This window comes from Pseudomonas sp. R28(2017), assembly GCF_002112505.1.
Classification (GTDB): domain Bacteria; phylum Pseudomonadota; class Gammaproteobacteria; order Pseudomonadales; family Pseudomonadaceae; genus Aquipseudomonas.
In genome coordinates this window covers 238,276-262,530 of the sequence record NZ_NEHW01000003.1, presented here as the reverse complement: position 1 = coordinate 262,530, position 24,255 = coordinate 238,276, and the positions used below count along the sequence as shown (strand labels likewise).

Sequence of the window (24,255 nt, the reverse complement as noted above, 5' to 3'; positions counted from 1 at the left end):
CAACAACTCCCTTGTCAGGCCACGGTTGGGTTCATGCAACAGCAAGCAACCATTCAGCCACCAGAGGCTGGGCTGGGGTGCATGACCGCGCGCTGACGTTCTTGCTGGAGAAACTTCATGATGATGGGGGCGACGGCCTCGGCCCGGGTGATCAGGAACAGATGACCGTCGTCGATAATATGTAGCTGGGCATTGGGAATTCGCCAGGCCAGCAGGCGCATGTTGATCAGCGGGATCAACGGGTCGTCGTCGCCGGCCAGCACCAGGGTCGGCTGCTGGATCTTGTGCAGCCAGTGGATGCTGGTCCAGCCCAGCCCGGCGAACAGCTGCCAGTAGTAGCCCAGCTTGCCACCGGAGCGCACCTTGGCCGCGTGGTGCATGGCCAGGTCCGGGTCGCGGCGAAAACCGCCGCCATAGATCAGCGGCGCGATGCGGATGACATGCGATGGCTGCACGTAGCGCCGGGGGCTTGCCATCATCCACAGCACCTTGGGTTTGCCCGGCACCATCACCGCACCGGCAGCGGTGGCCGCCAGCACCAGCTTCTTGCAGCGCTCGGGGTAGTCGTGGGCGAACTGCTGGGCCAGGGCGCCACCCCAGGACACGCCGATGACATTGACCTGGCCGTAGTCCAGGTAGTCGAGCATGCGTGCGGTCAGCTTGGCCAGGCCGGGAAAGCGGTACGGGTGGCGCGGGGTGGACGAGCCCCCCACGCCGGGGACGTCGAAGGCGATGACTTCAAGGTCCGGGTCCAGTGCCTCGATGAACGGGAACACCAGCTCAAGGTTGGCGCCGATGCCGTTGAAGATCAGCAGCGGGGTCAGGTGCGGCTTGCCCGGGCGCACCGCAGTACGGATGGATTGGTCGTCCAGCTCGACGGTGCGGAATATGTAGGGTAGCGGCATGCGCGTGGCTCTGTGGCTTGAAAATGTACCGTGGCACGCTCCAAGCGGCCACGGCATTGCGACTCAACGCTCGTGGACGTACGTCCCCGGTGCCGCCTCGCCGGCGGCATAGGCACGGTTGCCCAGGCGCGTCGGGGCCTTTTTCAGCTCGCCGGCGCGCTCGCCCAGCCAGGTCTGCCAGTGCAGCCACCAGGAGTCGGCATGCTTTTCGGCGTTCTCCTGCCAGGCCACCGGGTCGCCCGGGCGGTCGGCGCCGGTCATGAAGCGGGCCTTGGGGTTGCCTGGCGGGTTGAGGATGCTCTGGATGTGGCCGCTGTTGGACAGCACGAACTCGATCTTGCCGCCGAACAGGTGCGCCGAGCGGTAGCACGACTGCCACGGGGTAATGTGGTCGGAGGTGCCGGCGACGCTGAAGATGTCGCACTGGACGTTCTTCAGGTCGATGGCAGTACCGCACACTTCCAGGGCATCCGGGCGGGTCAGCGGGTTGTTCTTGAACAGTTCGATCAGGTCGCCGTGGAAGGCCGCGGGCAAGCGCGTGGTGTCGTTGTTCCAGAACAGGATGTCGAACACCGGTGGCTCGTTGCCGAGCAGGTAGTTGTTGACCCAGTAGTTCCAGATCAGGTCGTTGGGGCGCATCCAGGCGAACACCTTGGCCATGTCACTGCCTTCGAGCACCCCGGACTGGTAGGAGTGGCGCTTGGCCGCTTCGAGCGTCTGTTCGTCGACGAACAACGCCACCTCGGTGTCCATCGTGGTGTCGAGCACGCTGACCAGCAGGGTCAGGGCGTTGACCTTCTGCTCGCCCAGCGCGGCGTAGTGGCCGACCAGGGCGGTGCAGGTGATGCCGCCGGAGCAGGCGCCGAGCATGTTCAGGTCTTTGCTGCCGGTGATCGCCAGTACCGCGTCGACCGCTTCCTTCAGCGCATCGATGTAGGTGGACAGGCCCCACTCGCGCTGGGCCTTGGTCGGGTTGCGCCAGCTGATGATGAAGGTCTGCTGTTGCGAGCGCAGGCAGAAGCGCGCCAGGCTCTTTTCCGGGCTCAGGTCGAAGACGTAGAACTTGTTGATCTGCGGGGGCACCACCAGCAGCGGGCGGGCATGCACCTGCTCGGTGATCGGGCTGTACTGGATCAACTCCAGCACATCGTTGCGGTAGACCACGGCGCCTTCGCTGGTGCCAAGGTTCTTGCCGACCTCGAACGCGTCCATGTTGACCTGGCTGGGCATGCCGCCGTTGTTGACCACGTCCTTGGCCAGGTTGGACAGGCCGTCCAGCAGGCTCTTGCCGCCGGTTTCGAAGAAGCGTTTGACCGCCGCCGGGTTGGACAGGGTGTTGGTCGGCGCCATGGCTTCGGTCATCAGGTTGATGACGAACTGGCCGCGGCTGATGTCCTGGGGCGACAGGTCGCTGCTGCCGATCCACTCCTGCAGCTCCTTGCGCCAGGCCAGGTAGGTCTGCAGGTAACGGCGGTACAGCGGGTTCTTGCTCCAGGCCGGGTCCTGGAAGCGACGGTCGTCACCTTCCGGGGCGAGGCTGGACTTGCCCAGCAGCACGTTCTTCAGCTCCACGCCGAAGTGCGCGACATGCTTGGCGCTGTGCAGCGGCTGGCGCACGGCCTGACGCAGCACGGTACGCGCAGAGCTCAGCAGGTCCTTGCGGCGGATGCCGATGACCGGGTTCAGCCCCAGGGTGTTTTCCGAGGCTTGCCGCTGCAACTCATCGTTGTTCTTGTTACTCATCTACGACGCTCCGTTGTCCTGAGACGAGTACCGGATTGCTGTGGCGCAACGCACAGCGGACAGCCCGGTACTGCTACTCGGGTGACCAGTGATAAGGAACAGCGGTGCTGCGGGCCGGATGCATTCGGCGATGAGCTGCGGGGGATTCTGCGTGTGAAGACAGCCTGCTTTCGCTCGCGACCTCTACATACCGGCCAGTGCCTGATTGCCCTCAAGGCAATGCAGGGAACTTGCCAGCTCCATTGGTTACCCGACTTTCATGTAATGCGCAAGACAACCGGTTGAAGAGTTGTCTGTAAGGCATTCAAACAGATGAGATTAGAAAATGCGCTCTAAAGCATGGAAGGCTTGAGTTAGAGCATGAGTTTGACCACCGATTCGGCCGGGTCGCGGGACTTGCCGGCCTTGTGCAGTTCATCGAGGTACTCGGCCCACAGCTGCTCCTGGCGCAGGCACAGCTGCTCGAGGTATTCCCAGGTGAACAGGCCGCTGTCATGGCCGTCGTCGAAGGTCAGTTTCAGTGCATATTGGCCGGCAGGTTCCAGGCCTGCGAGGCCGACGTTGATCTTGCCGAACTGCAGGATGGGGTTGCCGTGGCCCTGGACCTCGGCGGAAGGCGAGTGCACGCGCAGGAATTCGGCGGGCAGGTGATAGACCTCGCCGGGGGCGTAGGTGAGGCTGAGGGTCTTGGAGGCTTTGTGCAGGTTGATGGCGGTGGGCAGGCGGGCCATGGTCTGGAATCTCTCGGGAGCTGATGGTGCAAGCTTCCAGCTTCCTGAGAAGGTATTCAAGGGCCCATTCGCGGGCAAGCCCGCTCCCACAGGTGATCACATAACCTGTGGGAGCGGGCTTGCCCGCGAAGAAGACGACGCCGCTCTTACAGGATGTAGCGCGACAGGTCTTCGTTCTGTGCCAGTTCACCCAGGTGGCCATTCACATACGCCGCATCGATGAGGATCGGTGCTTCGTCGTGGGTGCTGGCCAGGTCACCGGCGCTGAACGATACCTCTTCGAGCAGGCGCTCGAGCAGGGTGTGCAGGCGGCGGGCACCGATGTTCTCGGTCTTTTCGTTGACCTGGTAGGCAATCTCGGCCAGGCGCTTGATGCCGTCGGCGGCGAACTCGATGTTCAGGCCTTCGGTCTTCAGCAGCGCACTGTACTGCTCGGTCAGCGAGGCGTGCGGCTCCTTCAGGATGCGCTCGAAGTCTTCCGGGGTCAGTGCCTTGAGTTCGACACGGATCGGCAGGCGGCCTTGCAGCTCCGGCACCAGGTCGCTCGGCTTGCTCAGGTGGAACGCACCGGAGGCAATGAACAGGATGTGGTCGGTCTTGACCATGCCCAGCTTGGTGTTGACGGTGCAGCCTTCGATCAGCGGCAGCAGGTCGCGCTGCACGCCTTCACGGGATACATCGGCACCGCCGACGTTGCCACGCTTGGCCACTTTGTCGATTTCGTCGATGAACACGATGCCGTGCTGCTCGACCGCTTCCAGGGCTTTGCCCTTGAGCTCTTCCTCGTTGACCAGGCGGCTGGCTTCCTCGTCGCGCACCATCTTCAGCGCTTCCTTGACCTTCAGCTTGCGCGTCTTGCGCTTGCCCTTGCCCATGTTGGCGAACAGGCTCTGCAGCTGGTTGGTCATTTCTTCCATGCCGGGTGGCGCGGCGATTTCGACGCCCATGTTCTCGGCCACTTCGATCTCGATTTCCTTGTCGTCCAGCTGGCCTTCGCGCAGGCGCTTGCGGAACAGCTGACGGGTGTTGGAATCGGTGCTGGTCTGTGCGGCCTCCTCGCTGAAGCTGCTGACCCGCGCCTGCGGCAGCAGGGCGTCGAGGATGCGGTCTTCGGCGGCGTCTTCGGCGCGGTGGCGCACGCGGACGATTTCCTGTTCGCGGAGCATTTTCAGCGCGGCATCGGCCAGGTCACGGATGATCGACTCGACGTCGCGGCCGACGTAACCCACTTCGGTGAACTTGGTCGCTTCGACCTTGAGGAACGGCGCGTTGGCCAGCTTGGCCAGGCGGCGGGCGATTTCGGTCTTGCCGACGCCGGTAGGGCCGATCATCAGGATGTTCTTCGGCGTCACTTCGGCACGCAGCTCGGCGGGGAGCTGCATGCGCCGCCAGCGGTTGCGCAGGGCGATGGCGACGGCGCGTTTGGCGTCGTCCTGGCCGATGATGTGGCGGTTGAGTTCGTGGACGATCTCGCGGGGGGTCATGGACATGATCAATACGGTCCTGAAGCAGAATGTGTCAGCGTGGAAAAGCCCCACCGCCGGGATGGGGCGCCAGAACAGCTGATCACTCGGCCAGGTCCTGCTCCTCGATGGTCAGGTTGTGGTTGGTGAACACGCAGATGTCACCGGCGATGTTCAGGGCAGCCTCGGTGATTTCCCGGGCCGACAGGTCGGTCTTGTTCAGCAGGGCGCGGGCTGCGGCCTGGGCATAGCCGCCACCGGAGCCCATGGCGATCAGGCCGTCTTCCGGTTCGACGACGTCACCGTTGCCGGTGATGATCAGCGATGCGTCCTTGTTGGCCACCGCCAGCATGGCTTCCAGGCGGCTCAGGGAGCGGTCGGTACGCCATTCCTTGGCCAGCTCGACGGCAGCACGCACCAGGTGGCCGGAGTGTTTCTGCAGCTGGGCTTCGAAGCGCTCGAACAGGGTGAAGGCGTCGGCGGTGGCACCGGCGAAACCGGCGATCACTTCGCCGTTGTACAGGCGACGAACCTTCTTGGCGTTGCCTTTCATCACGGTGTTGCCGAGGGATACCTGGCCGTCGCCGCCCATGACGACTTTGCCGTTACGGCGGACAGAAACGATGGTGGTCAAGGGGAGAGTCTCCACGCAGCGGGGCAAAATTGCCTGATGCAGACTCATATGGGGGTGGGGGGAAGGATTTCAACCGGGGGGGATGAATGGTCGCGCTCGACGGGGCTATCGAGGTTGGCCCATTCGCGGGTAAACCCGCTCCCACAGGTTGCTCACAAGGCCATGGCTTGCGGTGATCCTGTGGGAGCGGGCTTGCCCGCGAAGAAGGTTACTCAGGCCTCGTGGCAGACGTGCCCATCGACCAAGGTATAACGCACGGCAGCCGGCAGGCAGTGGCCGATGAACGGGCAGTTGTCGCCGCGCGACAGCCATTGTTCGCCGGCAATCGTCGAGGCCTTGGCGTCGAACAGCACCAGGTCGGCGGCGCCGCCGACTTTCAGCTCACCGGCCGGCAGGCGCATGGCCTTGGCCGGGCCGCTGCTCAGGCGGGCGAGCAGGGTCGGCAGGTCGAGCAGGCCGTCCTCGACCAGGGTCATGGCCAGCGGCAGCAGCAGTTCGACGCTGCTGATGCCCGGTTCGGTGGCGCCGAACGGAGCCAGCTTGGCATCGCGCTCGTGGGGCTGGTGGTGGCTGGAGATCGCCTGGATCACCCCCGATTTCACCGCCGCGCGCAGGCCGTCGCGGTCGGCGGCGGTGCGCAGTGGCGGCTGCACGTGGTACAGGCTGGAGAACTCACGCAACGACTCGTCGGTGAGGATCAGCTGATACAGCGCCACGTCGGCCGTCACCGGCAGGCCCAGCTGCTGGGCCTGCTCGATCAGCCGCGCGCCACGGGCGCTGGTGATCTGGGTGAAGTGCGCACGCACGCCGGTCTGTTCCACCAGCAGCAGGTTGCGCGCCAGGGCCACGGTCTCGGCGGTTTCCGGGATGCCCGGCAGGCCGAGGAAGCTGGCCATGGCGCCTTCGTGGGCCAGGCCACCCTGGGCCAGGTCGCGGTCCTGGGAGTGGAACACCACGGTCAGGTCGAAGGTGGCGGCGTATTCCAGGGCGCGGGCCAAGGTACGGTTGTTGGGGATTTCCTTCAGGCCGTTGCCGAAGGCCACGCAACCGGTGTCACGCAGGGCAACCAGTTCGGCCAGCTGTTCGCCCTCCAGGCCCTTGGTCAGGGCGCCGATCGGGTAGACCTTGCTGTTGGCGGCTTCGCGGGCACGGTCGAGGATCAGTTCGGCCACTGCCGAGGTGTCCAGCACGGGCTTGGTCTGCGGTGGGCAGCACAGGCTGGTGACGCCGCCAGCCACGGCGGCGCGGGTTTCACTGGCGATGGAACCCTTGCGGCTGTAGCCCGGCTCGCGCAGCGAGACGCCGAGGTCGACCAGGCCGGGCGCGGCGATCAGGCCGTGAGCCTCGATCGTGCGGCTGGCGCTGAAACCGGCCGGGGCGGCGCCGATGGCGGCGATGCGCCCGCCGTCCAGGTGCAGGTCGGTGACCTGGTCCAGGCCGCTGACAGGGTCGATGACCCGGGCGCCAAGAATGCTGATGGTCACTGGGCGTTCTCCTGGTCGAATTGACGTTGCGCGTTCTGCCCGCTCATGGCCATGGACAGCACGGCCATGCGCACGGCGATGCCGTAGGTGACCTGGTTGAGAATCACCGAGTGTTTGCCGTCGGCCACTGCCGATTCGATTTCCACGCCGCGGTTGATCGGGCCCGGGTGCATCACGATGGCATCGGGCTTGGCGCCGGCCAGGCGTGCGGTGGTCAGGCCGAACAGGCGGTAGAACTCGCCTTCGCTGGGCAGCAGGCCGCCCGCCATGCGCTCACGCTGCAGGCGCAGCATGATCACCACGTCGACGTCCTTCAGGCCTTCGGCGAGGTCGGTGTAGACCTTCACGCCGTACTGCTCGATACCGATCGGGATCAGGGTCTTCGGGCCGATCACGCGGATATCCGGGCAGCCCAGGGCCTTCAGCGCGAGCATGTCGGAGCGGGCCACGCGCGAGTGCAGGATGTCGCCGACGATCGCCACCGAGAGGTTCTCGAAGCTGCCCTTGTGGCGGCGGATGGTGAGCATGTCGAGCATGCCCTGGGTCGGGTGTGCGTGGCGGCCGTCACCGCCGTTGATCACGGCGACGTCCGGGCACACGTGCTCGGCGATGAAGTGCGCGGCGCCGGAGTCGGAGTGGCGCACGACGAACATGTCGGCAGCCATGGCTTCGAGGTTGCGCAGGGTGTCGAACAGGGTCTCGCCCTTGCTGGTCGAGGAGGTCGACACGTTCAGGCTGATCACGTCGGCAGACAGGCGCTGGGCGGCCAGTTCGAAGGTGGTGCGGGTGCGGGTCGAGTTCTCGAAGAACACGTTGCACACGGTCTTGCCGCGCAGCAACGGGACTTTCTTCACGGCCCGGGCGCCGACTTCGAGGAACGAGTCGGCGGTGTCGAGGATCTCGGTGAGCAGTTCGCGGGGCAAACCGTCGAGCGAGAGAAAGTGGCGCAGCTGGCCCTGATCATTGAGCTGCAGCGGGCGCTTGGCGTCGATTGGCGTCATCGCGAGGGGACTCTTAAAGGGCAGAAGCGGTGGCGAGGTCCTGGCGCTCGAGGGCGAGCGGTGCGGGTCCGGTCAATTTTACCCGTTCATGGGCGGCCAGCGACAGGGTGGCGCCAAGCACATTGGGGCGGATGGGCAGTTCGCCGGCATCCAGGTCGAGCAGGCAGACCAGGGTGACGCTGGCCGGGCGGCCGTAATCGAACAGTTCGTTGAGTGCGGCGCGAATGGTGCGACCGCTCATCAGCACGTCGTCGATCAGCACCAGGTGCTGGCCTTCGACCTCGAATGGCAGCTCCGAGGGGCGCACTTGCGGGTGCAGGCCGTTCTGGCTGAAGTCATCGCGATAGAACGACACGTCCAGAGTGCCCAGCGGGGTCTGGTCGGCCATTTCCTGCTGCAGGGCCTGGGCAACCCAGACGCCGCCGGTGCGGATGCCGATGAAGCGCGGCTCGGTGATGTTGCGGCGGGCCAGATGGGCACGAAGGTCGACAGCCATCTGCCGGATCAGGTCGGCGGGATTGGGTAGGCTCATTGCGTATCTCCTGGGGGCGCCCGGGGCGCTTTGATGGCCCCGACGCAAACGCGGAAAGATCAGGTATTGGCCTCCAGCCAGCCTTGCAGCAGCAGGGCGGCGGCGATGGCGTCGACTGGGTTGTCACGGTAGCTGCCGCGCTGGCCGCCACGGGCCAGGCGTTCGCCCTTGGCCTCGAAGGTGGTCAGGCGTTCGTCGTGGGTGTGCACGGGCAGGTTGAAGCGGCCATTGAGGCGGCGTGCGAACTTTTCTGCGCGCTCGCTCATCTCGCTCGGTGTGCCGTCCATGTTCAGCGGCAGGCCGACGACGATGGCATCGGGCTTCCATTCAGCTATGAGCTTTTCCACCTGGGCCCAATCCGGCACGCCGTTCTGCGCCTTCAGGGTGCACAGCTCGCGGGCCTGGCCGGTCACCACCTGGCCGACGGCCACGCCGATCTGTTTGGTGCCGTAGTCGAAACCCAGCAGTAAGCGCAACTCTTGGTGGAGTGGTGCCATCAGGCGTGCCCCGCCTGGCTGGTCAGCAGGCTGAGGTTGATGCCCAGGCTGCGGGCCGCGGCGCCCAGGCGCTGTTCGCTATCCATGGCGAAGAGGATGTCCGGGTCGAACGGGCAGTTGAGCCAGGCGTTGTCGGCCAGTTCGGCTTCCAGCTGGCCGGCTTCCCAGCCGGCATAGCCCAGGGTGATCAGGCTTTGCTGCGGCCCTACGCCTTCGGCGATGGCGAACAGCACGTCCTGTGACGTGGACAGCGACAGGCCCTGCAGCTCGACGGTGGCCTGGTAGCTGCATTCGCTGCTGTGCAGCACGAAACCTCGGTCGGTCTGCACCGGGCCACCCTGGTAGATGGGCACCTGCAAGGTGCTGGCCGGTGGTACCTCGTTCGGGCGCAACTGCTCGAGAATGTCGGCCAGGTTCAGCTCCTGCGGTCGGTTGACCACCAGGCCCATGGCGCCATTGGCGTTGTGCTCGACGATGTACGTGAGGGTCTGGGCGAAGTTCGGATCGGCCATGTGCGGCATGGCGATCAGGAACTGATGCTTGAGGTAGCTCGGTGTGAGGGTTTTCATGGGGGATAGTGTGGCGCCAGGTGGCGAGACTGACAAGGTGCGGATTTGTGTCGTTTTTGCCGGCCTCTTCGCGGGCGCGCCCGCTCCCACAGGGTCACCGCAAGCCTGGCAATTGCGGGGTCCTGTGGGAGCGGGCTTGCCCGCGAAAGGGCCGTCGGATCAGTTACTGGACAGGCGGTCGCCGCGGGCAAAGCGCCAGGTGCGGATGATCTCCAGCCGGTCAAACTCGGCCAGGTCCCCGGTAAACGGCGCAAAGGGCGCCGCCAGCCGCACGATACGCTGCGCCGCCTGGTCCAGCACCGGTTGCCCGGACGACTCCAGCACCAGCACCTCATACAGCGAGCCATCGCGGTTGATCGACACCATCATCCGCAAGTTGCCGTAGATCTGCTGCCGGCGTGCCTCGTCCGGGTAGTTCAGGTTACCCACCCGCTCGACCTTCTTGCGCCACTCTTCCTTGTACCAGGCACCCTTGTCGCGCATGGTCGATGCCGCATTCAGGCGGTGAATGCGCGGGCGCTTGGCGTACATCTGCTGTTCGTTGGAAAGCTCCGCCTCGAGGCTGGCGATCTGGCTCGACAGTTGCGAACTGTCGAAGTCCGGCGTGGCCGCCGCTGGCTTGGGCTGGGGCTTGCTTTCCTTCGGCTTGGGCTCGACCTTCTGCGCTTTTGGCGCCTTGGTCGCCACTGCGGACTTCTCTGGCGTGGGCGGCGGTGCCACCTCGGGCTTGGCCGCAGGAGGCGGGGTGACCTTGTTGATCTTGCTGTCCTGGAATGGCGCCACTTCTGTTGTGGTGGGTACCGCCTTCTTTTCCAGGGTACCGCTGCCTTGCTGGTTGTCCTGAGCCTGGAAATCAGCCTTCTGCGGCGCTTTCTCGCTTTTGAAGGTGGCCAGGGTGATGTCCATGGTCTGGCGGATTTCCGCAGGTTTGACCACGGTAAAACCGACGCCAAGGATCAGCGCCAGGTGCACCAGGGCAGCCAGGAACAGGGTAAAGCCAAGCCGGTCCACCGGGCGAACGCGCGGGGGCAGCAGGTCGGCGGGGATGTCGGCAGGCAGCGTCATCGGGTATCCAGCAACCGCAGGGCGGGGCAGCAGCTCAGTCGAAAAGGACCGGCATCATACCCCACTCCGCGCATTTGCTCCGCGTCGGCGGTCAGCGCGCCTTGAGCTGGCGATCAATGGCATCCATCAGCTTGCCACCGATATCGGTGTTGTAGGCCGCGTCGATCTCGCGGATGCAGGTGGGGCTGGTGACGTTGATTTCCGTGAGGTAGTCGCCGATCACGTCGAGGCCGACGAACAGCAGGCCCTTTTCACGCAGGGACGGGCCGACCTGGGCGGCGATCCAGCGGTCGCGCTCGGTCAGCGGGCGGGCTTCGCCGCGGCCACCGGCAGCCAGGTTGCCACGGGTTTCGCCACTGGCGGGGATACGGGCCAGGCAGTAGTCGACCGGCTCACCGTCGATCATCAGGATACGCTTGTCGCCGTCGACGATCTGCGGCAGGTATTCCTGGGCCATGATCTGCTGGGTGCCGTGCTGGGTCAGCGTCTCCAGGATTACCGACAGGTTGGGGTCGTCCTTGCGGTGGCGGAACACCGAGGCACCGCCCATGCCGTCCAGCGGCTTGAGGATCACGTCGCCACGGCTGTTGGCGAACTCGCGCAGGATGTCGACGCGGCGGCTGACAAGGGTCGGAGCCATGCACTGCGGGAACTGGGTGGCGAACAGTTTTTCGTTGCAGTCGCGCAGGCTCTGCGGGCGGTTGACCACCAGCACGCCTTCGCGCTCGGCCTGCTCCAGCAGGTAGGTGCTGTAGACGAACTCCATGTCGAAGGGCGGATCCTTGCGCATCAGCACCACGTCCAGCTCGGCCAGGGCGCTGTCTTGCTCCTCGCCCAGCTCGAACCAGCGCGCCGGGTCGGCGAACACCTTCAGTGGGCGCATCTGGGCGCGGGCCTGGCCGGCGCCCAGGTAGAGGTCGCGCTGCTCCATGTAGAACAGCTCCCAGCCGCGGGCCTGGGCGGCCAGCAGCATGGCCAGCGAGCTGTCCTTCTTGTAGGAGATGGACGCGATCGGGTCCATGACAATGCCGAGGCGAACGCTCATGGGGTGGTTCCTCTTGGCGGCCCGTGGCCGCGGTGAATCGAAAGAAAAGTGGCTCAGGGTGGCGCTGTGAACGCCGCGGGTCAAGGGGGCGGCAGATGGAATGGGCCCCCGGAGTGTGCTAAAAATGCCCTCAGCTTCAAGCTGCAAGCCATCAGCGGCTTGCCGCCCACACCGTGCAGCGATGGTAGCGCAACTTATGGAACAGCCCCTGAAGGTGATGGTGATCGACGATTCCCGCACGATCCGCCGCACCGCGCAGATGTTGCTCGGCGAAGCGGGCTGCGAGGTGATCACTGCCAGTGACGGCTTCGATGCCCTGGCCAAGATCATCGACCACCAGCCGCAGATCATCTTCGTCGACGTGCTGATGCCGCGTCTGGACGGTTATCAGACCTGTGCGGTGATCAAGCACAACAGTGCCTTCAAGGACATCCCGGTGATTCTCCTGTCGTCTCGCGATGGCCTGTTCGACAAGGCCCGCGGCCGGGTGGTCGGTTCCGACCAGTTCCTGACCAAACCATTCAGCAAGGAAGAACTGCTCGACGCGATCAGGGCCCATGTGCCCGGTTTCGCCGCGCCCGAACAACCCGCACCCTGACCGCGCCGCGCAGGCGCGGCCTTCAATTTCCTGATGGGGAAACAGCATGGCCCGAGTTCTGATTGTCGACGACTCGCCGACAGAGATGTACAGATTGACCGAATGGCTGGAAAAGCACGGTCACCAGGTGCTCAAGGCCAGCAACGGTGCCGACGGCGTGGCCCTGGCCCGCCAGGAAAAGCCCGATGCGGTGCTGATGGACATCGTCATGCCCGGCATGAACGGCTTCCAGGCCACCCGCCAGCTGAGCAAGGACCCGGAAACCAGCGCCATCCCCGTGGTGGTGGTGACCACCAAGGACCAGGAAACCGACCGCATCTGGGCCACGCGCCAGGGCGCCCGTGACTTCCTGACCAAACCGGTGGAAGAAGACGCGCTGATCGCCAAGCTCAAAGAAGTACTGGGCGCTTGACCACCCGCCCGCAGGGCGCGTCGCTGACCGCCTTCGAGCTGTTGCTGGACATCGACCGGCGCTGCCGCCTGCTGGTGGCCGACCAGCCGCCGCAGGACACCCGCCTGCAGCAATGGAGCGGCATCGGTTTTCGCATCGCCGGGCAGTGGTTTGTCGCGCCCATGGGCGAGGTCGCCGAAGTACTGCGCGAGCCGCGCAGCAGCCGCGTGCCTGGCGTGCAGCCGTGGGTATGCGGCGTGGCCAACCTGCGCGGCCGGTTGCTGCCGGTGATGGACCTGAGCAGTTTCTTCGGCCTTGGCCCTGCCGCGCCAGGCAAACAGCGGCGGGTGCTGGTGCTGGACCACGAAGACCTGTTCGTCGGCCTGCTGGTCGACGAGGTGCTGGGCCTGCAGCATTTCGCCCTGAGCAGCCTGGAACTGTCGCCACCGCAACCGCTGTTGCGGGCGGCTGCCCGCTTCGTGCAGGGGCACTTCCCGCGTGAACGCAACTGGGCGATCTTCAGCCCCTTCGCCCTGGCCCAGGCGCCGGGTTTTCTTGACGTGGCGCTATAGGACTTTCGAACGTGAACAAGCCGGCCACCCCCGTCGCCCCCGCCAGCATGACCCCACGCACGCGCAGCATCGTGCAGATCACCGTGCTGTTCGTGATCCTGATCCTGTCGATCATCCTGCTGTTCGCCAACTTCGCCTACCTCAACACCCAGGCCAACCACGACAAGCAGTACATCGGCCACGCCGGCGAGCTGCGGGTGTTGTCCCAGCGCATCGCCAAGAACGCCACCGAGGCGGCGGCGGGCAAGGCCCTGGCGTTCAAGCTGCTGTCGGATGCGCGCAATGATTTCGAGCGGCGCTGGGGCTACCTGCGCGAAGGCGACAAGTCCACCGGCCTGCCGGCGGCGCCGGCCGCGGTCCGCGATGAAATGGAAGCGGTGCGCCAGGACTGGGATAACCTGCGCAAGAACACCGACACCATTCTGGCCAGTGAACAGACCGTGCTGTCGTTGCACCAGGTGGCGGCGACCCTCGCCGAAACCGTGCCGCAGCTGCAGGTCGAGTACGAAAAGGTGGTCGAGATCCTGCTGCAGAGCGGTGCTCCGGCCAACCAGGTGGTGGTGGCCCAACGTCAGCTTCTGCTGGCCGAACGCATTCTCGGTTCGGTCAACACCGTGCTGGCCGGCGACGATACGGCGGCGCAGGCTGCCGATACCTTCGGCCGCGATGCCAGCCGCTTCGGCCAGGTGCTCGAGGGCATGCTGGGCGGCAACCCGGCGATCCAGGTGACCCGCGTCGAGGATGCGGACGCCCGCGCCCGCCTGGCGGAAATCGCCGAACTGTTCCAGTTCGTGGCAGGTTCCGTCGATGAAATCCTCGAAACCTCGCCCGAGCTGTTCCGCGTACGCGAAGCGGCCGGCAACATCTTCAGCCTGTCGCAGACCCTGCTCGATGAAGCCTCGCATTTGGCCAACGGTTTCGAGAACCTGGCCAGTGGCCGCACCCTGGATACCGTGGGCGGTTACGCGCTGGGCCTGCTGGCGCTGGCTTCGATCATCCTGATCGGCCTGGTGATGGTCCGCACCACCCACCGCCAGTTGCAGGAAACCGCGGAAAAGAACGAGCGCAACCAGCAGGCGATCATGCGCCTGCTCGATGAAATCGAAGAGCTGGCCGACGGCGACCTGACCGTCACCGTGTCGGTAACCGAAGACTTCACCGGCGCCATCGCCGACTCGATCAACTACTCGGTCGACCAACTGCGTGACCTGGTGGCCACCATCAACCACAGCGCCGAGCAGGTCGCCGCTGCGGTGCAGGACACGCAGAACACCGCGCGCCAGCTGGCCAAGGCCTCGGAACACCAGGCCGAGCAGATCAGCGAGGCGTCGGAGGCGGTTGGCGACATGGTCGAGTCGATCGACCGGGTATCGGCCCACGCCTATGAGTCGGCCAAGGTCGCCGAGCGTTCGGTGGCAATCGCCAACAAGGGCAACGAGGTGGTGCACAACACCATCAACGGCATGGACAACATCCGCGAGCAGATCCAGGACACCGCCAAGCGGATCAAGCGCCTGGGTGAGTCCTCCCAGGAAATCGGCGACATCGTCAGCCTGATCGACGACATTGCCGACCAGACCAACATCCTTGCCCTCAATGCGGCGATTCAGGCCTCGCTGGCGGGTGAAGCCGGCCGCGGCTTTGCCGTGGTCGCCGACGAAGTGCAGCGGCTGGCCGAGCGCTCGTCTTCGGCGACCCGGCAGATCGAAGCACTGGTGCGGACCATCCAGGCGGACACCAACGAGGCGGTGATCTCCATGGAGCAGACCACCGCCGAGGTGGTGCGCGGCGCGCGCCTGGCCCAGGATGCCGGCGTGGCATTGGCCGAGATCGAAGGCGTATCGCAGAACCTCGCCGAACTTATCCACAGCATCTCGGATGCCGCCCAGTTGCAGACCTCCTCGGCGGGGCAGATTTCCCACACCATGGCGGTGATCCAGCAGATCACCGCACAGACCTCCGCCGGCTCCGGCGCCACCGCTGACAGCATCCGCCACCTGGCGCGGATGGCCAGCGAGATGCGCCGCTCGGTCTCCGGTTTCACCCTGCCGGCTCCGGCCGGGCGAAGCTGAGGAAAACCCATGGCTTCTGCCGTCGTAAGCCCCGAGCGCCACGATACCGTGGCCCTGGCCTGGACCCGGGCCGCCATCCTTGATTGCCTGAGCCAGGCCCGTCAGGCCCTGGAGCGCTTTGCCGGCGAGACCGACAACCTGTCGATGCTGGCTTTCGTTGTGGACAACCTGCATCAGGTGCATGGCTGCCTGCGCATGCTCGAGCTGCGCGGGGCCACGCGCCTGGCCGAAGAGCTGGAGCTGCTGGCCAAGGCCATGGCCGAAGGCCAGGTGAGCCCGCGTGGCGACTGCCTGGGGCCGCTGTTCCGGGGCCTGGAGCAACTGCCGTCCTATCTGGAGCGGTTGCGCGGTGCCCGCCATGACCTGCCCCTGGTGATGCTGCCGCTGCTCAACCAGCTGCGCGCCTGCCGTGGCGTCGAGCCGTTGGCCCAGGGCAGCCTGATCAGCGGCGCTGCGCAGCGCTTTGCCGGTTCCGATGACCTGGCCAACCTCGACCTGTCGCTGGGCAACTGGCGGGAACAGATGCAGGCCGGGCCGGGGCGTGATGCCCTGCGCTCGGTGATCAGCGCCCTGTGCGACGACCTGATGCGGATCAAGGAGCGCCTGGACCAGTTCGTGCGCGGCGACCGTCAGCACAGCGAGGAGCTGGAAGCGCTGCTCGCGCCGTTGCGCCATGTTGCCGATACCCTGGCAGTGCTGGGCTTCCAGCAACCGCGCCGGGTGATCATCGACCAGGTGCTGGCGCTGCAGGCCCTGGCCCAGGGTGAGCGCGCGGTGGACGACGCGGTATTGATGGATGTGGCCGGTGCCCTGCTGTACGTGGAGGCCACGCTCAACGGCATGGTCCTGCCCCTGGAGGAAGGCGGGCAGGGCGGCCTGCCCGGTTCCGACCTGGCCGAGATTCGCCAGATGGTGCTGCACGAATCACTGTCCGTGCTGCAGCAGGCCAAGGACCTGATCGGCGATTGCCTGGAATCCGGTTGGCCGCGCCAGCGTCTGCAGCCATTGCCGGGGCTGTTGCAGCAAGTGTACGGCGCGTTGGCGATGCTGATGCTGCCGGCGGCCGCCGAGGTGTTCGCCGGCTGCGCGGGCTATGTGCAGGGCTGGCTGCAGCACCTGGAGGTGGAGCCACCGGCGGATGAGCTGACCCACCTGGCCGAGGCCCTCAGCGCCGCCGAGTGCTACTTGCAGTGGCGGGTCGCCGACCCGCTGGCCGATGCTCAACCGTTCCTCGACATGGCCCGTGCCAGCCTGACCAGGCTGGGTGTGCAGTGCACCCATGCAGGCCCACCCGAGGCGCAGGATGGCAGCGATGGCATCGACGATGAACTGCGTGAGGTGTTCCTCGAAGAAGCCGGCGAGCTGCTGCCGGAGATCGAACGGCACTGGCTGCGCTGGCGCGCCGACAACAGCCTGCGCGACGCCCTGGTCGAGGTGCGCCGTGACCTGCATACGCTCAAGGGCAGCGGGCGCATGGTGCATGCCGAAGCGGTGGCTGAGCTGGCTTGGGGCGGTGAGCACTTGCTCAACCGGGTGCTGGAGGGGCGCATCGCCCTGACCCCGGAGGGCGCGGTGGCGCTGCAACAGGTGTTCGTCCATCTGCCCGACCTGCTGGCCGACTTTGCAGCTGGCCAGTTGCCGCAATTGACCGAGGTCGAACAACTGGCGAGCCATCTGCACGCCCTGGCCGAGAACGACACCCCGGTCAGCACCGACATCGATGGCCTCGACCCGCAGCTGCTGGATATCTTCCGCAATGAAGCACAAGGCCACCTGGCCAGCCTGGAAGGCTTTCTGCAGGGCGCCGATGGCCAGGGCAGTGAAGTCAGCGACAGCCTGCAGCGCGCGTTGCACACCCTCAAGGGCAGCGCTGCCATGGCCGGGGTCATGCCGATCGCCGAGCTGGCCACCGCCTTCGACCGCCTGGTGCGCGAGTACCGGGGGCACCAACTGCCGTTGCAGGCGGCGGAGATGCATTGGCTGCAGACAGCCCATGGCCTGTTCCTGCAAGGCGTGGCGCAGCTGGGCAGTGCGCCGTTGGCAGCCATTGCGGGTGCGGCCCAGTTGATCGAGCAGGTTGGTGAAGCAGTGGACTTGCGCCTGGCCAGCCTGCATGCCGAGCCGCAGCACGGCCGCCAAGGCAAGCGCGATCCGCAGCTGATCGCCAGTTTCCTCGCCCAGGCCATGGACATCCTGCTGGATGCCGAGTCGCTGCTGTCGCGTTGGCAACAGCAGCCCGGGCAGCGCGAACCGCTGGATACCTTGCTCGATGAGCTGACCAGCCTTGGCCATGCGGCGCATTTGGCCGATCTGTGGCAGATGGATGCCGTCTGCGAGGCGCTGCTTGACGTCTACGGCGCCGTGGAAGAGGGCAGCCTGGGCGCCAGCCCGCGCTTCTTCGCCGTTGCCCAGCAAGCCCATGAGGCCCTGCTGGACATGCTCGACGAAGTGGCTGCCGGGCAGGAACTCAGCCCGCGGCCTGACTGCGTCGACGCCCTGCGCGAACTGTTGGATGGCGCACTGGCTCCGGATGCCACCGGCTTGGTCAGCCCTGAGGCGGTGACGCCGCTGTCGGGTTCACTGGAGCAGGATGATGAACCCACCAGCCCAGGCGACAAGGAGCTGCTGGAAGTCTTCCTCGAAGAAAGTTCGGACATCGTCGAGAGCGCCGCCGCCGCCCTGGCGCGCTGGCAGGCCGACCCGCGCAGCAGCGTCGAGGTGGAGAACCTGTTGCGTGATCTGCACACCCTCAAGGGCGGTGCGCGCATGGTCGAGATCAGCGCCATCGGCGACCTGGCCCATGAACTGGAATTCCTCTACGAGCTGCTCGCTGCAGGGCGCCTGCCGCCGAGCGGGCCGTTGTTCGCGTTGCTGCAGAACTGTCATGACCGCCTGGCGCACATGCTCGACGCCGTGCGCCTTGGCCAGCCGTTGCATGCCGCTACCGCGCTGATCGACTACATCCGCAACTTCAGCAGTGCCGCGCTGACCGACAGCGCGGCCGGCCAGGCCCCGGCCGACACCGCGCCTGCCGAAATACCGGCAGCGGCACCGGAGCGCGCGCCAGGCGACATGGTCAAGGTCGACGCCGAGCTGCTTGACGACCTGGGTAACCTGGCCGGTGAGCATTCGGTCATTCGTGGCCGTATCGAACAGCAGGTCAACGACGCCCAGTTCGCCCTCAACGAGATGGAAACCACCCTGGAGCGCATGCGCGACCAGCTGCTGCGCCTGGACATCGAGACCCAGGGGCGGATCAGCAGCCGGCAGGCGTTCGAGGGGGATGCCTACGAAGACTTCGACCCGCTGGAGATGGACCGCCATTCGCAGCTGCAGCAGCTGTCGCGGGCACTGTTCGAGTCGGCCTCGGACCTGCTCGACCTCAAGGAAACCCTTACCCAGCGCGCGCAGGAGGCCTATAGCCTGCTGCAGCAACAGGCGCGGGTGAACAGCCAGTTGCAGGAGGGCCTGACCGCGACCCTGATGGTGCCGTTCGAACGCCTGGTGCCGCGCTTGCAGCGGGTGGTGCGCCAGGTGGCCAGCGAGCTGGGCAAGCAGGTCGAGCTGGTGGTCGGCAACGCCGAGGGCGAGCTGGACCGCAGCGTGCTCGAACGCATGGTCGCGCCACTGGAGCACATGTTGCGCAATGCCGTCGACCATGGCCTGGAAGCGCGCGAGGCACGCCTGGCCGCGGGCAAGCCGGAGCAGGGCACCATTCACCTGAACTTGCTGCATGAGGGCGCCGACATCGTCATCGAGATGACTGACGACGGCGCCGGCGTGCCACTGGAGGCGGTACGGCGCAAGGCGATCAAGCGCGGCCTGCTGGACCCGCAAGCGCACCTGAGCGATCACGAGATCCTGCAGTTCATCCTGCGCCCAGGCTTTTCCACGGCAGAGAAGATCACTCAGATTTCCGGGCGCGGCCTGGGCATGGACGTGGTGCACGAGGAGGTCAAGCAGCTGGGCGGCTCGATGACCATCGAGTCGGCCCAGGGCAAGGGCGCGCGCTTCCTGATCCGCCTGCCGTTCACCGTGTCGATCAATCGGGCCTTGATGGTGCACCTGGGCGAAGAACAGTACGCCATTCCGCTCAACACCATCGAGGGCATCGTGCGTGTACCACCGGCCGAACTGGCCGCCTGTTATCAGCTGGATGCCCCGCGTTACGTGTACGGCGGCCATGCGTATGACCTGCGCTACCTGGGCGAATTGCTGCAAGGTCTGCCACGCCCGGTGCTATTGGGGCAGAGCGTGCCGCTGCCAGTGTTGCTGGTGCATTCCCAGGAGCAGTCGTTCGCCATCCAGGTGGACAGCCTGTCGCCGAGCCGTGAAATCGTGGTGAAGAGCCTCGGCCCGCAGTTCGCCGCTGTGGCAGGCCTGTCGGGGGCGACCTTGCTCGGTGATGGCCGGGTGGTGCTGATCCTTGACCTGCTGGGCCAGTTGCGCGGCCAGCAGCGGCGGCTGGCGCGTCTTCCCGGCGGCAGCGGGGTGCAGCGCACCTTGTTCGGCCCGGCACCGCGGCGGGCCACGCTGGTGATGGTGGTGGACGATTCGGTCACCGTGCGCAAGGTCACCAGCCGGCTGCTGGAGCGCCATGGCATGAGCGTACTGACCGCCAAGGACGGAGTGGATGCCATGGCCCTGCTGGAAGAGCACCGCCCGGACGTACTGCTGCTGGACATCGAGATGCCGCGCATGGACGGTTTCGAAGTAGCCACCCGCATCCGCCGCGACGAGCGCCTGAAAGACCTGCCGATCATCATGATCACCTCGCGCACCGGGCAGAAGCACCGCGACCGGGCCATGGCCATTGGCGTCAACGATTACCTGGGCAAACCCTATCAGGAGTCGGTGCTGCTGCAGAGCATTGCCCACTGGAGCCATACCCATGCTTGAACTGATTGCAGGGCAGCGCAGCAGCCTTACCGGCCTGCTGTTGCCGTTGGGCGACCGTACCTTGGTGTTGCCCAACGTCGCCGTGGTCGAGCTGATCGGCCAGCGTAACCTGGTGTGCCAGCCGGGTGACCCGGCCTGGCATCTGGGCTGGATCGACTGGCGTCAGCAGCATTTGCCGTTGATCGGCTTCGAGGCGGCCTGTGGCGGTGAAACGCCGTGTGGCGAGAGGGCGCGGATCGTGGTGCTCAATGCCTTGGGGGATACCGGTTTGCGCTACCTGGCTGTGCTGCTGCAGGACATCCCGCGTTCGTGCAAGCTCGACAGCCAGCTCAACTATGTGGATGTGCCGCTGGGCAGCCTGGAGCTGGCCGCCGTGCAGGTGGGCGAACAGGTGGCGCGGGTGCCGGACCTGGCCGGGCTGGAAAGATTGGTGCGTGACGCTGAACTGCAACCTGCCCTTGGGTAGGATGTGAAGCCAAAGGCGGGAACAGGCTTGTTCAGGAACCCAGCCCACTTCAGGAGGTCTGTGTTTGCATGTACTACGGTGAACGCTTCAATGCCTGGACCCACCTGGTCGGTGCCGTCCTGGCCTGTATCGGTGCGATCTGGCTGATCGTCGTCGCGGGCCTGCAGGGTGACCCCTGGAAGATCGTCAGTTTCTCCATCTACGGCAGCACCTTGCTGTTGCTCTACAGCATTTCCACCCTCTACCACAGCACCCGCGGGCGGGCGAAAGTGATCATGCGCAAGCTCGATCACCTGTCGATCTACCTGCTGATCGCCGGCAGTTACACGCCGTTCTGCCTGGTCAGCCTGCGCGGGCCCTGGGGCTGGAGCCTGTTCGGCGTGGTCTGGGGCCTGGCGGTGATCGGCATGCTGCAGGAAATCAAGCCGCGCTCGGAGGCGCGCATCCTGTCGATCATCATCTATGCGGTGATGGGCTGGATCGTGCTGGTGGCGGTCAAGCCCCTGCTGAACAGCCTTGGCACTGCCGGCTTCACCTGGCTGGCGGCCGGCGGGGTGTTCTACACCGTGGGCATCATCTTCTTCGCCTTCGACAGCCGCTTCCGCCACTGGCATGGCATCTGGCACCTGTTCGTGATTGCCGGCAGCCTGATGCACTTCGTGGCGGTGTCGCTGTACGTGCGTTAGCTTTTTGCTTACGAAAAATCACCCCACAGCTGCTGCGCCACCGACAGCGCCACCACGGGGGCGGTCTCGGTGCGCAGCACCCGCGGCCCGAGGCGTGCAGCGTGGAAGCCAGCGGCCTTGGCCTGCTCGACTTCCGCGTCGCTCAGGCCCCCTTCAGGGCCGATCAGGAAGGCCAGTGTCGCCGGCTTGTCATGGCTGGTCAGTGGCTCGGCCACCGGGTGCAGGACCAGCTTGAGGTCGGCTTCGGTGCCCTTGAGCCATTCGGCCAGGGTCACCGGCGGATGAATGACCGGCAAGGTCGAGCGGCCGCATTGTTCACAGGCACTGATCGCCACCTGGCGCCAATGGGCCAGGCGCTTGTCGGCGCGTTCGTCCTTCAGGCGCACTTCACAGCGTTCGCTGACGATCGCGGTGATGGCGTTGGCACCCAGCTCGGTGGCTTTCTGGATCGCCCAGTCCATGCGCTCGCCGCGGGACAGGCCCTGGCCGAGGTGGACGTGCAGCGGCGAGTCAGGCTGGCCGGCGAGGGCCTGGTCGAGGCTGACGCGCACGGTCTTCTTGCCGACTTCGAGCAATTGGCCGAGGTATTCCTGGCCGCTGCCGTCGAACAGTTGCACGGCGTCGCCGGGTGCCATGCGCAGGACACGGCCGATGTAGTGGGCCTGGGCTTCGGGCAGGTCGTGCTCGCCGAGGCTCAGGGGGGCGTCGATGAAGAAGCGGGACAGTCTCATGGTTCAGCTCGGTATAGGGTTGTACGCAGTCCCCTGTGGGAGCGGGCTTGCCCGCGAAGCAGGCACCGCGGTGTCTGGCGAGGGCTTTGCCCTCGTTCGCGGGCAAGCCCGCTCCCACAAGGAAGGAGGTGCGGCGACTAGCCCGGGTCGCGGAAGTCGGGGTGGAAGTTGGCCGGTACGGCGACGCTGACGCTGTCACGGGTGGCGAGGTCGATGCCTTCGCTGGCCACTTCGGCGAGGAAGTCGATCTGCTCCGGGGTAATCACGTACGGCGGCAGGAAGTACACCACACTGCCCAGCGGGCGCAGCAGGGCACCGCGGGTCAGGGCGTGCTCGAACACCTTCAGGCCACGACGCTCCTGCCACGGGTAGGCGGCCTTGGTGGCCTTGTCCTGAACCATCTCGATGGCCAGGGCCATGCCGGTCTGGCGAATCTCGGCGACGTGGGCATGGTCGGCCAGGTGCGCGGTGGCGCTGGCCATGCGCGTGGAGAGGGCCTTGTTGGCCTCGATCACGTTGTCCTGCTCGAAGATGTCCAGTGTCGCCAGGGCGGCGGCGCAGGCCAGCGGGTTGCCGGTGTAGCTGTGCGAGTGAAGGAACGCGCGCAGGGTAGGGTAATCGTCGTAGAAGGCCTGGTACACCTTGTCGGTGGTCAGGCAGGCGGCCAGCGGCAGGTAGCCACCGGTCAGGGCCTTGGACAGGCACAGGAAGTCCGGGCGGATGCCGGCCTGTTCACAGGCGAACATGGTGCCGGTGCGGCCGAAGCCGACGGCGATCTCGTCGTGGATCAGGTGCACGTCATAGCGGTCGCAGGCTTCGCGCAGCAGCTTGAGGTACACCGGGTGATACATGCGCATGCCGCCGGCACCCTGGATCAGCGGTTCAATGATCACCGCCGAGAGGGTTTCGTGGTGCTCGGCCAGGGTCTGCTCCATGGCGGCGAACATGTTGCGCGAGTGTTCTTCCCAGCTCATGCCTTCGGGGCGCAGGTAGCAGTCCGGGCTTGGCACCTTGAGGGTGTCGAGCAGCAGCGCCTTGTAGGTTTCGGTGAACAGCGGCACGTCACCCACCGACATCGCGGCAATGGTTTCGCCGTGGTAGCTGTTGGTCAGCGTGACAAAGCGCTTTTTCGCCGGTTTGCCGATGTTCTGCCAGTAGTGGAAGCTCATCTTCAGCGCCACTTCGATGCACGACGAGCCATTGTCGGCGTAGAACACCCGGTCGAGCCCGGCCGGGGTCATGGCCACCAGGCGCTCGGACAGCTCGATCACCGGCTGGTGGCTGAAGCCGGCGAGAATCACGTGCTCCAGCTGGTCGACCTGGTCCTTGATGCGCTGGTTGATGCGCGGGTTGGCATGGCCGAACACGTTGACCCACCAGCTGCTCACGGCATCCAGGTAGCGCTTGCCGTCGAAGTCCTCGAGCCATACGCCTTCGCCACGCCTGATCGGGATCAGCGGCAACTGCTCGTGGTCTTTCATCTGGGTGCAGGGGTGCCACAGGACCTTGAGGTCGCGTTGCATCCACTGATCGTTGAGGCCCATGGGCGCTTCTCCTGGCTTGCTGCCTGCTTTGAACGCGTAAGCCTAAGCAATGCCAGGGGGCAGGACAACCGCTAGTGGTCAATGGCGGCAGGTGCGAGTCCATTCCAGCTTGCGGATATGAACGGTGCCGGCCTGTGAAGTGGATATGGTCAGGCGTCGGAACGGCCCTTCGATGACTTGATGGTAGGGTTGCGTGGAAACCGGGCCCGGCCTGAAATCGGTATAGCCGCTGCCAGAAAGGGTGAGCCAGTAGAAGTTGCGCGGGGCAGGAGCGATCAGGTCCCGATCGTAGCCGTCGGTATCCAGCAGCATCTGCATATCGTCGTAATGGTGGTCGCTGACGACGTAGTACTCCAGGCGCAGCCTTTCGACTTCCTGATTGAAGGTGATCTCCACGTCGCTATGCTCGCCAATCACCAGCTCGGTACCGTCAACGCCTTTGAAGGCTTCATGCAAACCGGTCCATGACGTGGCGTTGGAACGGATCTTCAGGCCGGAGGGGGTCAGGACCGTCTGGTTGTGCCACAAGAATTGCCTCTCTACCTGTGCGAAATGCTCCTCATAGGTCATGGCGCAGCTCCTTTTGTCGGTTTTCTCAGCCACTTTCGGCAGCTTCACCCAATGGTC

Annotated in this window: 22 protein-coding genes; 7 read left to right on the top strand and 15 right to left on the bottom strand. The window is 65.5% G+C overall.

Features of this window, described 5'->3' with window-relative positions; genetic code table 11:
• Positions 1–53 precede the first annotated feature (53 nt).
• The 12 genes from phaZ to gshB all read right to left on the bottom strand — a co-directional run bounded on the left by phaZ (position 54) and on the right by gshB (position 11,669).
• Positions 54–905: a poly(3-hydroxyalkanoate) depolymerase gene (phaZ, locus tag CAF78_RS06645; protein ID WP_060509739.1), complete on the bottom strand. Its 852-nt coding sequence runs from the start codon at positions 903–905 to the stop codon at positions 54–56.
• A 63-nt stretch (positions 906–968) separates the two neighbouring features.
• A complete protein-coding gene (gene phaC / locus CAF78_RS06640; protein ID WP_085676677.1) occupies positions 969–2,648 on the bottom strand; it encodes a class II poly(R)-hydroxyalkanoic acid synthase in 1,680 nt (559 codons plus the stop codon).
• Between the two features lie 353 nt (positions 2,649–3,001).
• On the bottom strand, positions 3,002–3,379 hold the full coding sequence (locus CAF78_RS06635; protein ID WP_079229991.1) for a gamma-butyrobetaine hydroxylase-like domain-containing protein: 378 nt from the start codon (positions 3,377–3,379) through the stop codon (positions 3,002–3,004).
• 146 nt (positions 3,380–3,525) lie between these two features.
• A complete protein-coding gene (gene hslU, locus CAF78_RS06630) occupies positions 3,526–4,869 on the bottom strand; it encodes an ATP-dependent protease ATPase subunit HslU (protein ID WP_085676678.1) in 1,344 nt (447 codons plus the stop codon).
• Between the two features lie 76 nt (positions 4,870–4,945).
• Positions 4,946–5,476, bottom strand: a complete 531-nt coding sequence (gene hslV, locus CAF78_RS06625; RefSeq protein ID WP_027920652.1) for an ATP-dependent protease subunit HslV — start codon at positions 5,474–5,476, stop codon at positions 4,946–4,948.
• Positions 5,477–5,688: 212 nt separating this feature from the next.
• On the bottom strand, positions 5,689–6,960 hold the full coding sequence (locus CAF78_RS06620; protein WP_085676679.1) for a dihydroorotase: 1,272 nt from the start codon (positions 6,958–6,960) through the stop codon (positions 5,689–5,691).
• Positions 6,957–7,961 carry an aspartate carbamoyltransferase catalytic subunit gene (locus CAF78_RS06615; protein ID WP_008099987.1) on the bottom strand — a complete coding sequence of 335 codons (1,005 nt, stop codon included), beginning with the start codon at positions 7,959–7,961 and terminating at the stop codon, positions 6,957–6,959. The genes CAF78_RS06620 and CAF78_RS06615 overlap by 4 nt, the downstream gene beginning before the upstream one ends.
• 13 nt (positions 7,962–7,974) lie before the next feature.
• Positions 7,975–8,493, bottom strand: coding sequence for a bifunctional pyr operon transcriptional regulator/uracil phosphoribosyltransferase PyrR (gene pyrR, locus CAF78_RS06610; RefSeq protein WP_079229988.1), 519 nt, complete (start codon positions 8,491–8,493; stop codon positions 7,975–7,977).
• A gap of 59 nt (positions 8,494–8,552) precedes the next feature.
• A complete protein-coding gene (gene ruvX / locus CAF78_RS06605) occupies positions 8,553–8,990 on the bottom strand; it encodes a Holliday junction resolvase RuvX (protein ID WP_085676680.1) in 438 nt (145 codons plus the stop codon).
• The gene (locus CAF78_RS06600) at positions 8,990–9,559 is read right to left on the bottom strand and encodes a YqgE/AlgH family protein (RefSeq protein ID WP_085676681.1); all 570 of its coding nucleotides are present in this window, start codon (positions 9,557–9,559) and stop codon (positions 8,990–8,992) included. The genes ruvX and CAF78_RS06600 overlap by 1 nt, the downstream gene beginning before the upstream one ends.
• Positions 9,560–9,718: 159 nt before the next feature.
• Positions 9,719–10,624, bottom strand: a complete 906-nt coding sequence (locus CAF78_RS06595; RefSeq protein ID WP_085676682.1) for an energy transducer TonB — start codon at positions 10,622–10,624, stop codon at positions 9,719–9,721.
• A 91-nt stretch (positions 10,625–10,715) separates the two neighbouring features.
• Positions 10,716–11,669 carry a glutathione synthase gene (gene gshB, locus CAF78_RS06590; RefSeq protein ID WP_085676683.1) on the bottom strand — a complete coding sequence of 318 codons (954 nt, stop codon included), beginning with the start codon at positions 11,667–11,669 and terminating at the stop codon, positions 10,716–10,718.
• A gap of 196 nt (positions 11,670–11,865) precedes the next feature.
• Between gshB and CAF78_RS06585 the strand changes: the two genes are divergently transcribed.
• From CAF78_RS06585 to CAF78_RS06555, 7 genes are all read left to right on the top strand, one after another.
• Complete coding sequence (locus CAF78_RS06585) at positions 11,866–12,267, top strand: PleD family two-component system response regulator (RefSeq protein WP_060509720.1); 402 nt, start codon at positions 11,866–11,868, stop codon at positions 12,265–12,267.
• A 46-nt stretch (positions 12,268–12,313) separates the two neighbouring features.
• Positions 12,314–12,679: a twitching motility response regulator PilH gene (gene pilH, locus CAF78_RS06580; protein WP_085676684.1), complete on the top strand. Its 366-nt coding sequence runs from the start codon at positions 12,314–12,316 to the stop codon at positions 12,677–12,679.
• Positions 12,676–13,230, top strand: a complete 555-nt coding sequence (locus CAF78_RS06575) for a chemotaxis protein CheW (RefSeq protein WP_008094837.1) — start codon at positions 12,676–12,678, stop codon at positions 13,228–13,230. The genes pilH and CAF78_RS06575 overlap by 4 nt, the downstream gene beginning before the upstream one ends.
• A gap of 47 nt (positions 13,231–13,277) precedes the next feature.
• Positions 13,278–15,302, top strand: a complete 2,025-nt coding sequence (locus CAF78_RS06570) for a methyl-accepting chemotaxis protein (RefSeq protein ID WP_256573881.1) — start codon at positions 13,278–13,280, stop codon at positions 15,300–15,302.
• Between the two features lie 9 nt (positions 15,303–15,311).
• Positions 15,312–20,201, top strand: a complete 4,890-nt coding sequence (locus tag CAF78_RS06565; protein ID WP_085676686.1) for an Hpt domain-containing protein — start codon at positions 15,312–15,314, stop codon at positions 20,199–20,201.
• Positions 20,194–20,667, top strand: a complete 474-nt coding sequence (locus CAF78_RS06560) for a chemotaxis protein CheW (protein WP_085676687.1) — start codon at positions 20,194–20,196, stop codon at positions 20,665–20,667. Before CAF78_RS06565 ends, CAF78_RS06560 begins: the two co-directional genes overlap by 8 nt.
• 68 nt (positions 20,668–20,735) lie before the next feature.
• Positions 20,736–21,353, top strand: coding sequence for a hemolysin III family protein (locus tag CAF78_RS06555; protein WP_085676688.1), 618 nt, complete (start codon positions 20,736–20,738; stop codon positions 21,351–21,353).
• An 8-nt stretch (positions 21,354–21,361) separates the two neighbouring features.
• On the opposite strand, the gene CAF78_RS06550 is transcribed toward CAF78_RS06555, so the two are convergent.
• From CAF78_RS06550 to CAF78_RS06540, 3 genes are all read right to left on the bottom strand, one after another.
• Complete coding sequence (locus tag CAF78_RS06550) at positions 21,362–22,084, bottom strand: 16S rRNA (uracil(1498)-N(3))-methyltransferase (RefSeq protein ID WP_085676689.1); 723 nt, start codon at positions 22,082–22,084, stop codon at positions 21,362–21,364.
• Positions 22,085–22,221: 137 nt separating this feature from the next.
• A complete protein-coding gene (locus CAF78_RS06545; RefSeq protein WP_085676690.1) occupies positions 22,222–23,628 on the bottom strand; it encodes an adenosylmethionine--8-amino-7-oxononanoate transaminase in 1,407 nt (468 codons plus the stop codon).
• A 78-nt stretch (positions 23,629–23,706) separates the two neighbouring features.
• Positions 23,707–24,198, bottom strand: a complete 492-nt coding sequence (locus CAF78_RS06540) for a hypothetical protein (RefSeq protein WP_085676691.1) — start codon at positions 24,196–24,198, stop codon at positions 23,707–23,709.
• Positions 24,199–24,255: the final 57 nt, after the last annotated feature.

What these genes read in the sequence shown, in the direction of transcription:
- phaZ (WP_060509739.1), bottom strand. Translation starts at nt 905, where the DNA reads ATGCCGCTACCCTACATATTCCGCACCGTCGAGCTGGACGACCAATCC.
- phaC (WP_085676677.1), bottom strand. Translation starts at nt 2,648, where the DNA reads ATGAGTAACAAGAACAACGATGAGTTGCAGCGGCAAGCCTCGGAAAAC.
- CAF78_RS06635 (WP_079229991.1), bottom strand. Translation starts at nt 3,379, where the DNA reads ATGGCCCGCCTGCCCACCGCCATCAACCTGCACAAAGCCTCCAAGACC.
- hslU (WP_085676678.1), bottom strand. Translation starts at nt 4,869, where the DNA reads ATGTCCATGACCCCCCGCGAGATCGTCCACGAACTCAACCGCCACATC.
- CAF78_RS06615 (WP_008099987.1), bottom strand. Translation starts at nt 7,961, where the DNA reads ATGACGCCAATCGACGCCAAGCGCCCGCTGCAGCTCAATGATCAGGGC.
- pyrR (WP_079229988.1), bottom strand. Translation starts at nt 8,493, where the DNA reads ATGAGCCTACCCAATCCCGCCGACCTGATCCGGCAGATGGCTGTCGAC.
- ruvX (WP_085676680.1), bottom strand. Translation starts at nt 8,990, where the DNA reads ATGGCACCACTCCACCAAGAGTTGCGCTTACTGCTGGGTTTCGACTAC.
- CAF78_RS06600 (WP_085676681.1), bottom strand. Translation starts at nt 9,559, where the DNA reads ATGAAAACCCTCACACCGAGCTACCTCAAGCATCAGTTCCTGATCGCC.
- CAF78_RS06595 (WP_085676682.1), bottom strand. Translation starts at nt 10,624, where the DNA reads ATGACGCTGCCTGCCGACATCCCCGCCGACCTGCTGCCCCCGCGCGTT.
- gshB (WP_085676683.1), bottom strand. Translation starts at nt 11,669, where the DNA reads ATGAGCGTTCGCCTCGGCATTGTCATGGACCCGATCGCGTCCATCTCC.
- CAF78_RS06585 (WP_060509720.1), top strand. Translation starts at nt 11,866, where the DNA reads ATGGAACAGCCCCTGAAGGTGATGGTGATCGACGATTCCCGCACGATC.
- pilH (WP_085676684.1), top strand. Translation starts at nt 12,314, where the DNA reads ATGGCCCGAGTTCTGATTGTCGACGACTCGCCGACAGAGATGTACAGA.
- CAF78_RS06570 (WP_256573881.1), top strand. Translation starts at nt 13,278, where the DNA reads ATGACCCCACGCACGCGCAGCATCGTGCAGATCACCGTGCTGTTCGTG.
- CAF78_RS06565 (WP_085676686.1), top strand. Translation starts at nt 15,312, where the DNA reads ATGGCTTCTGCCGTCGTAAGCCCCGAGCGCCACGATACCGTGGCCCTG.
- CAF78_RS06560 (WP_085676687.1), top strand. Translation starts at nt 20,194, where the DNA reads ATGCTTGAACTGATTGCAGGGCAGCGCAGCAGCCTTACCGGCCTGCTG.
- CAF78_RS06555 (WP_085676688.1), top strand. Translation starts at nt 20,736, where the DNA reads ATGTACTACGGTGAACGCTTCAATGCCTGGACCCACCTGGTCGGTGCC.
- CAF78_RS06550 (WP_085676689.1), bottom strand. Translation starts at nt 22,084, where the DNA reads ATGAGACTGTCCCGCTTCTTCATCGACGCCCCCCTGAGCCTCGGCGAG.
- CAF78_RS06545 (WP_085676690.1), bottom strand. Translation starts at nt 23,628, where the DNA reads ATGGGCCTCAACGATCAGTGGATGCAACGCGACCTCAAGGTCCTGTGG.
- CAF78_RS06540 (WP_085676691.1), bottom strand. Translation starts at nt 24,198, where the DNA reads ATGACCTATGAGGAGCATTTCGCACAGGTAGAGAGGCAATTCTTGTGG.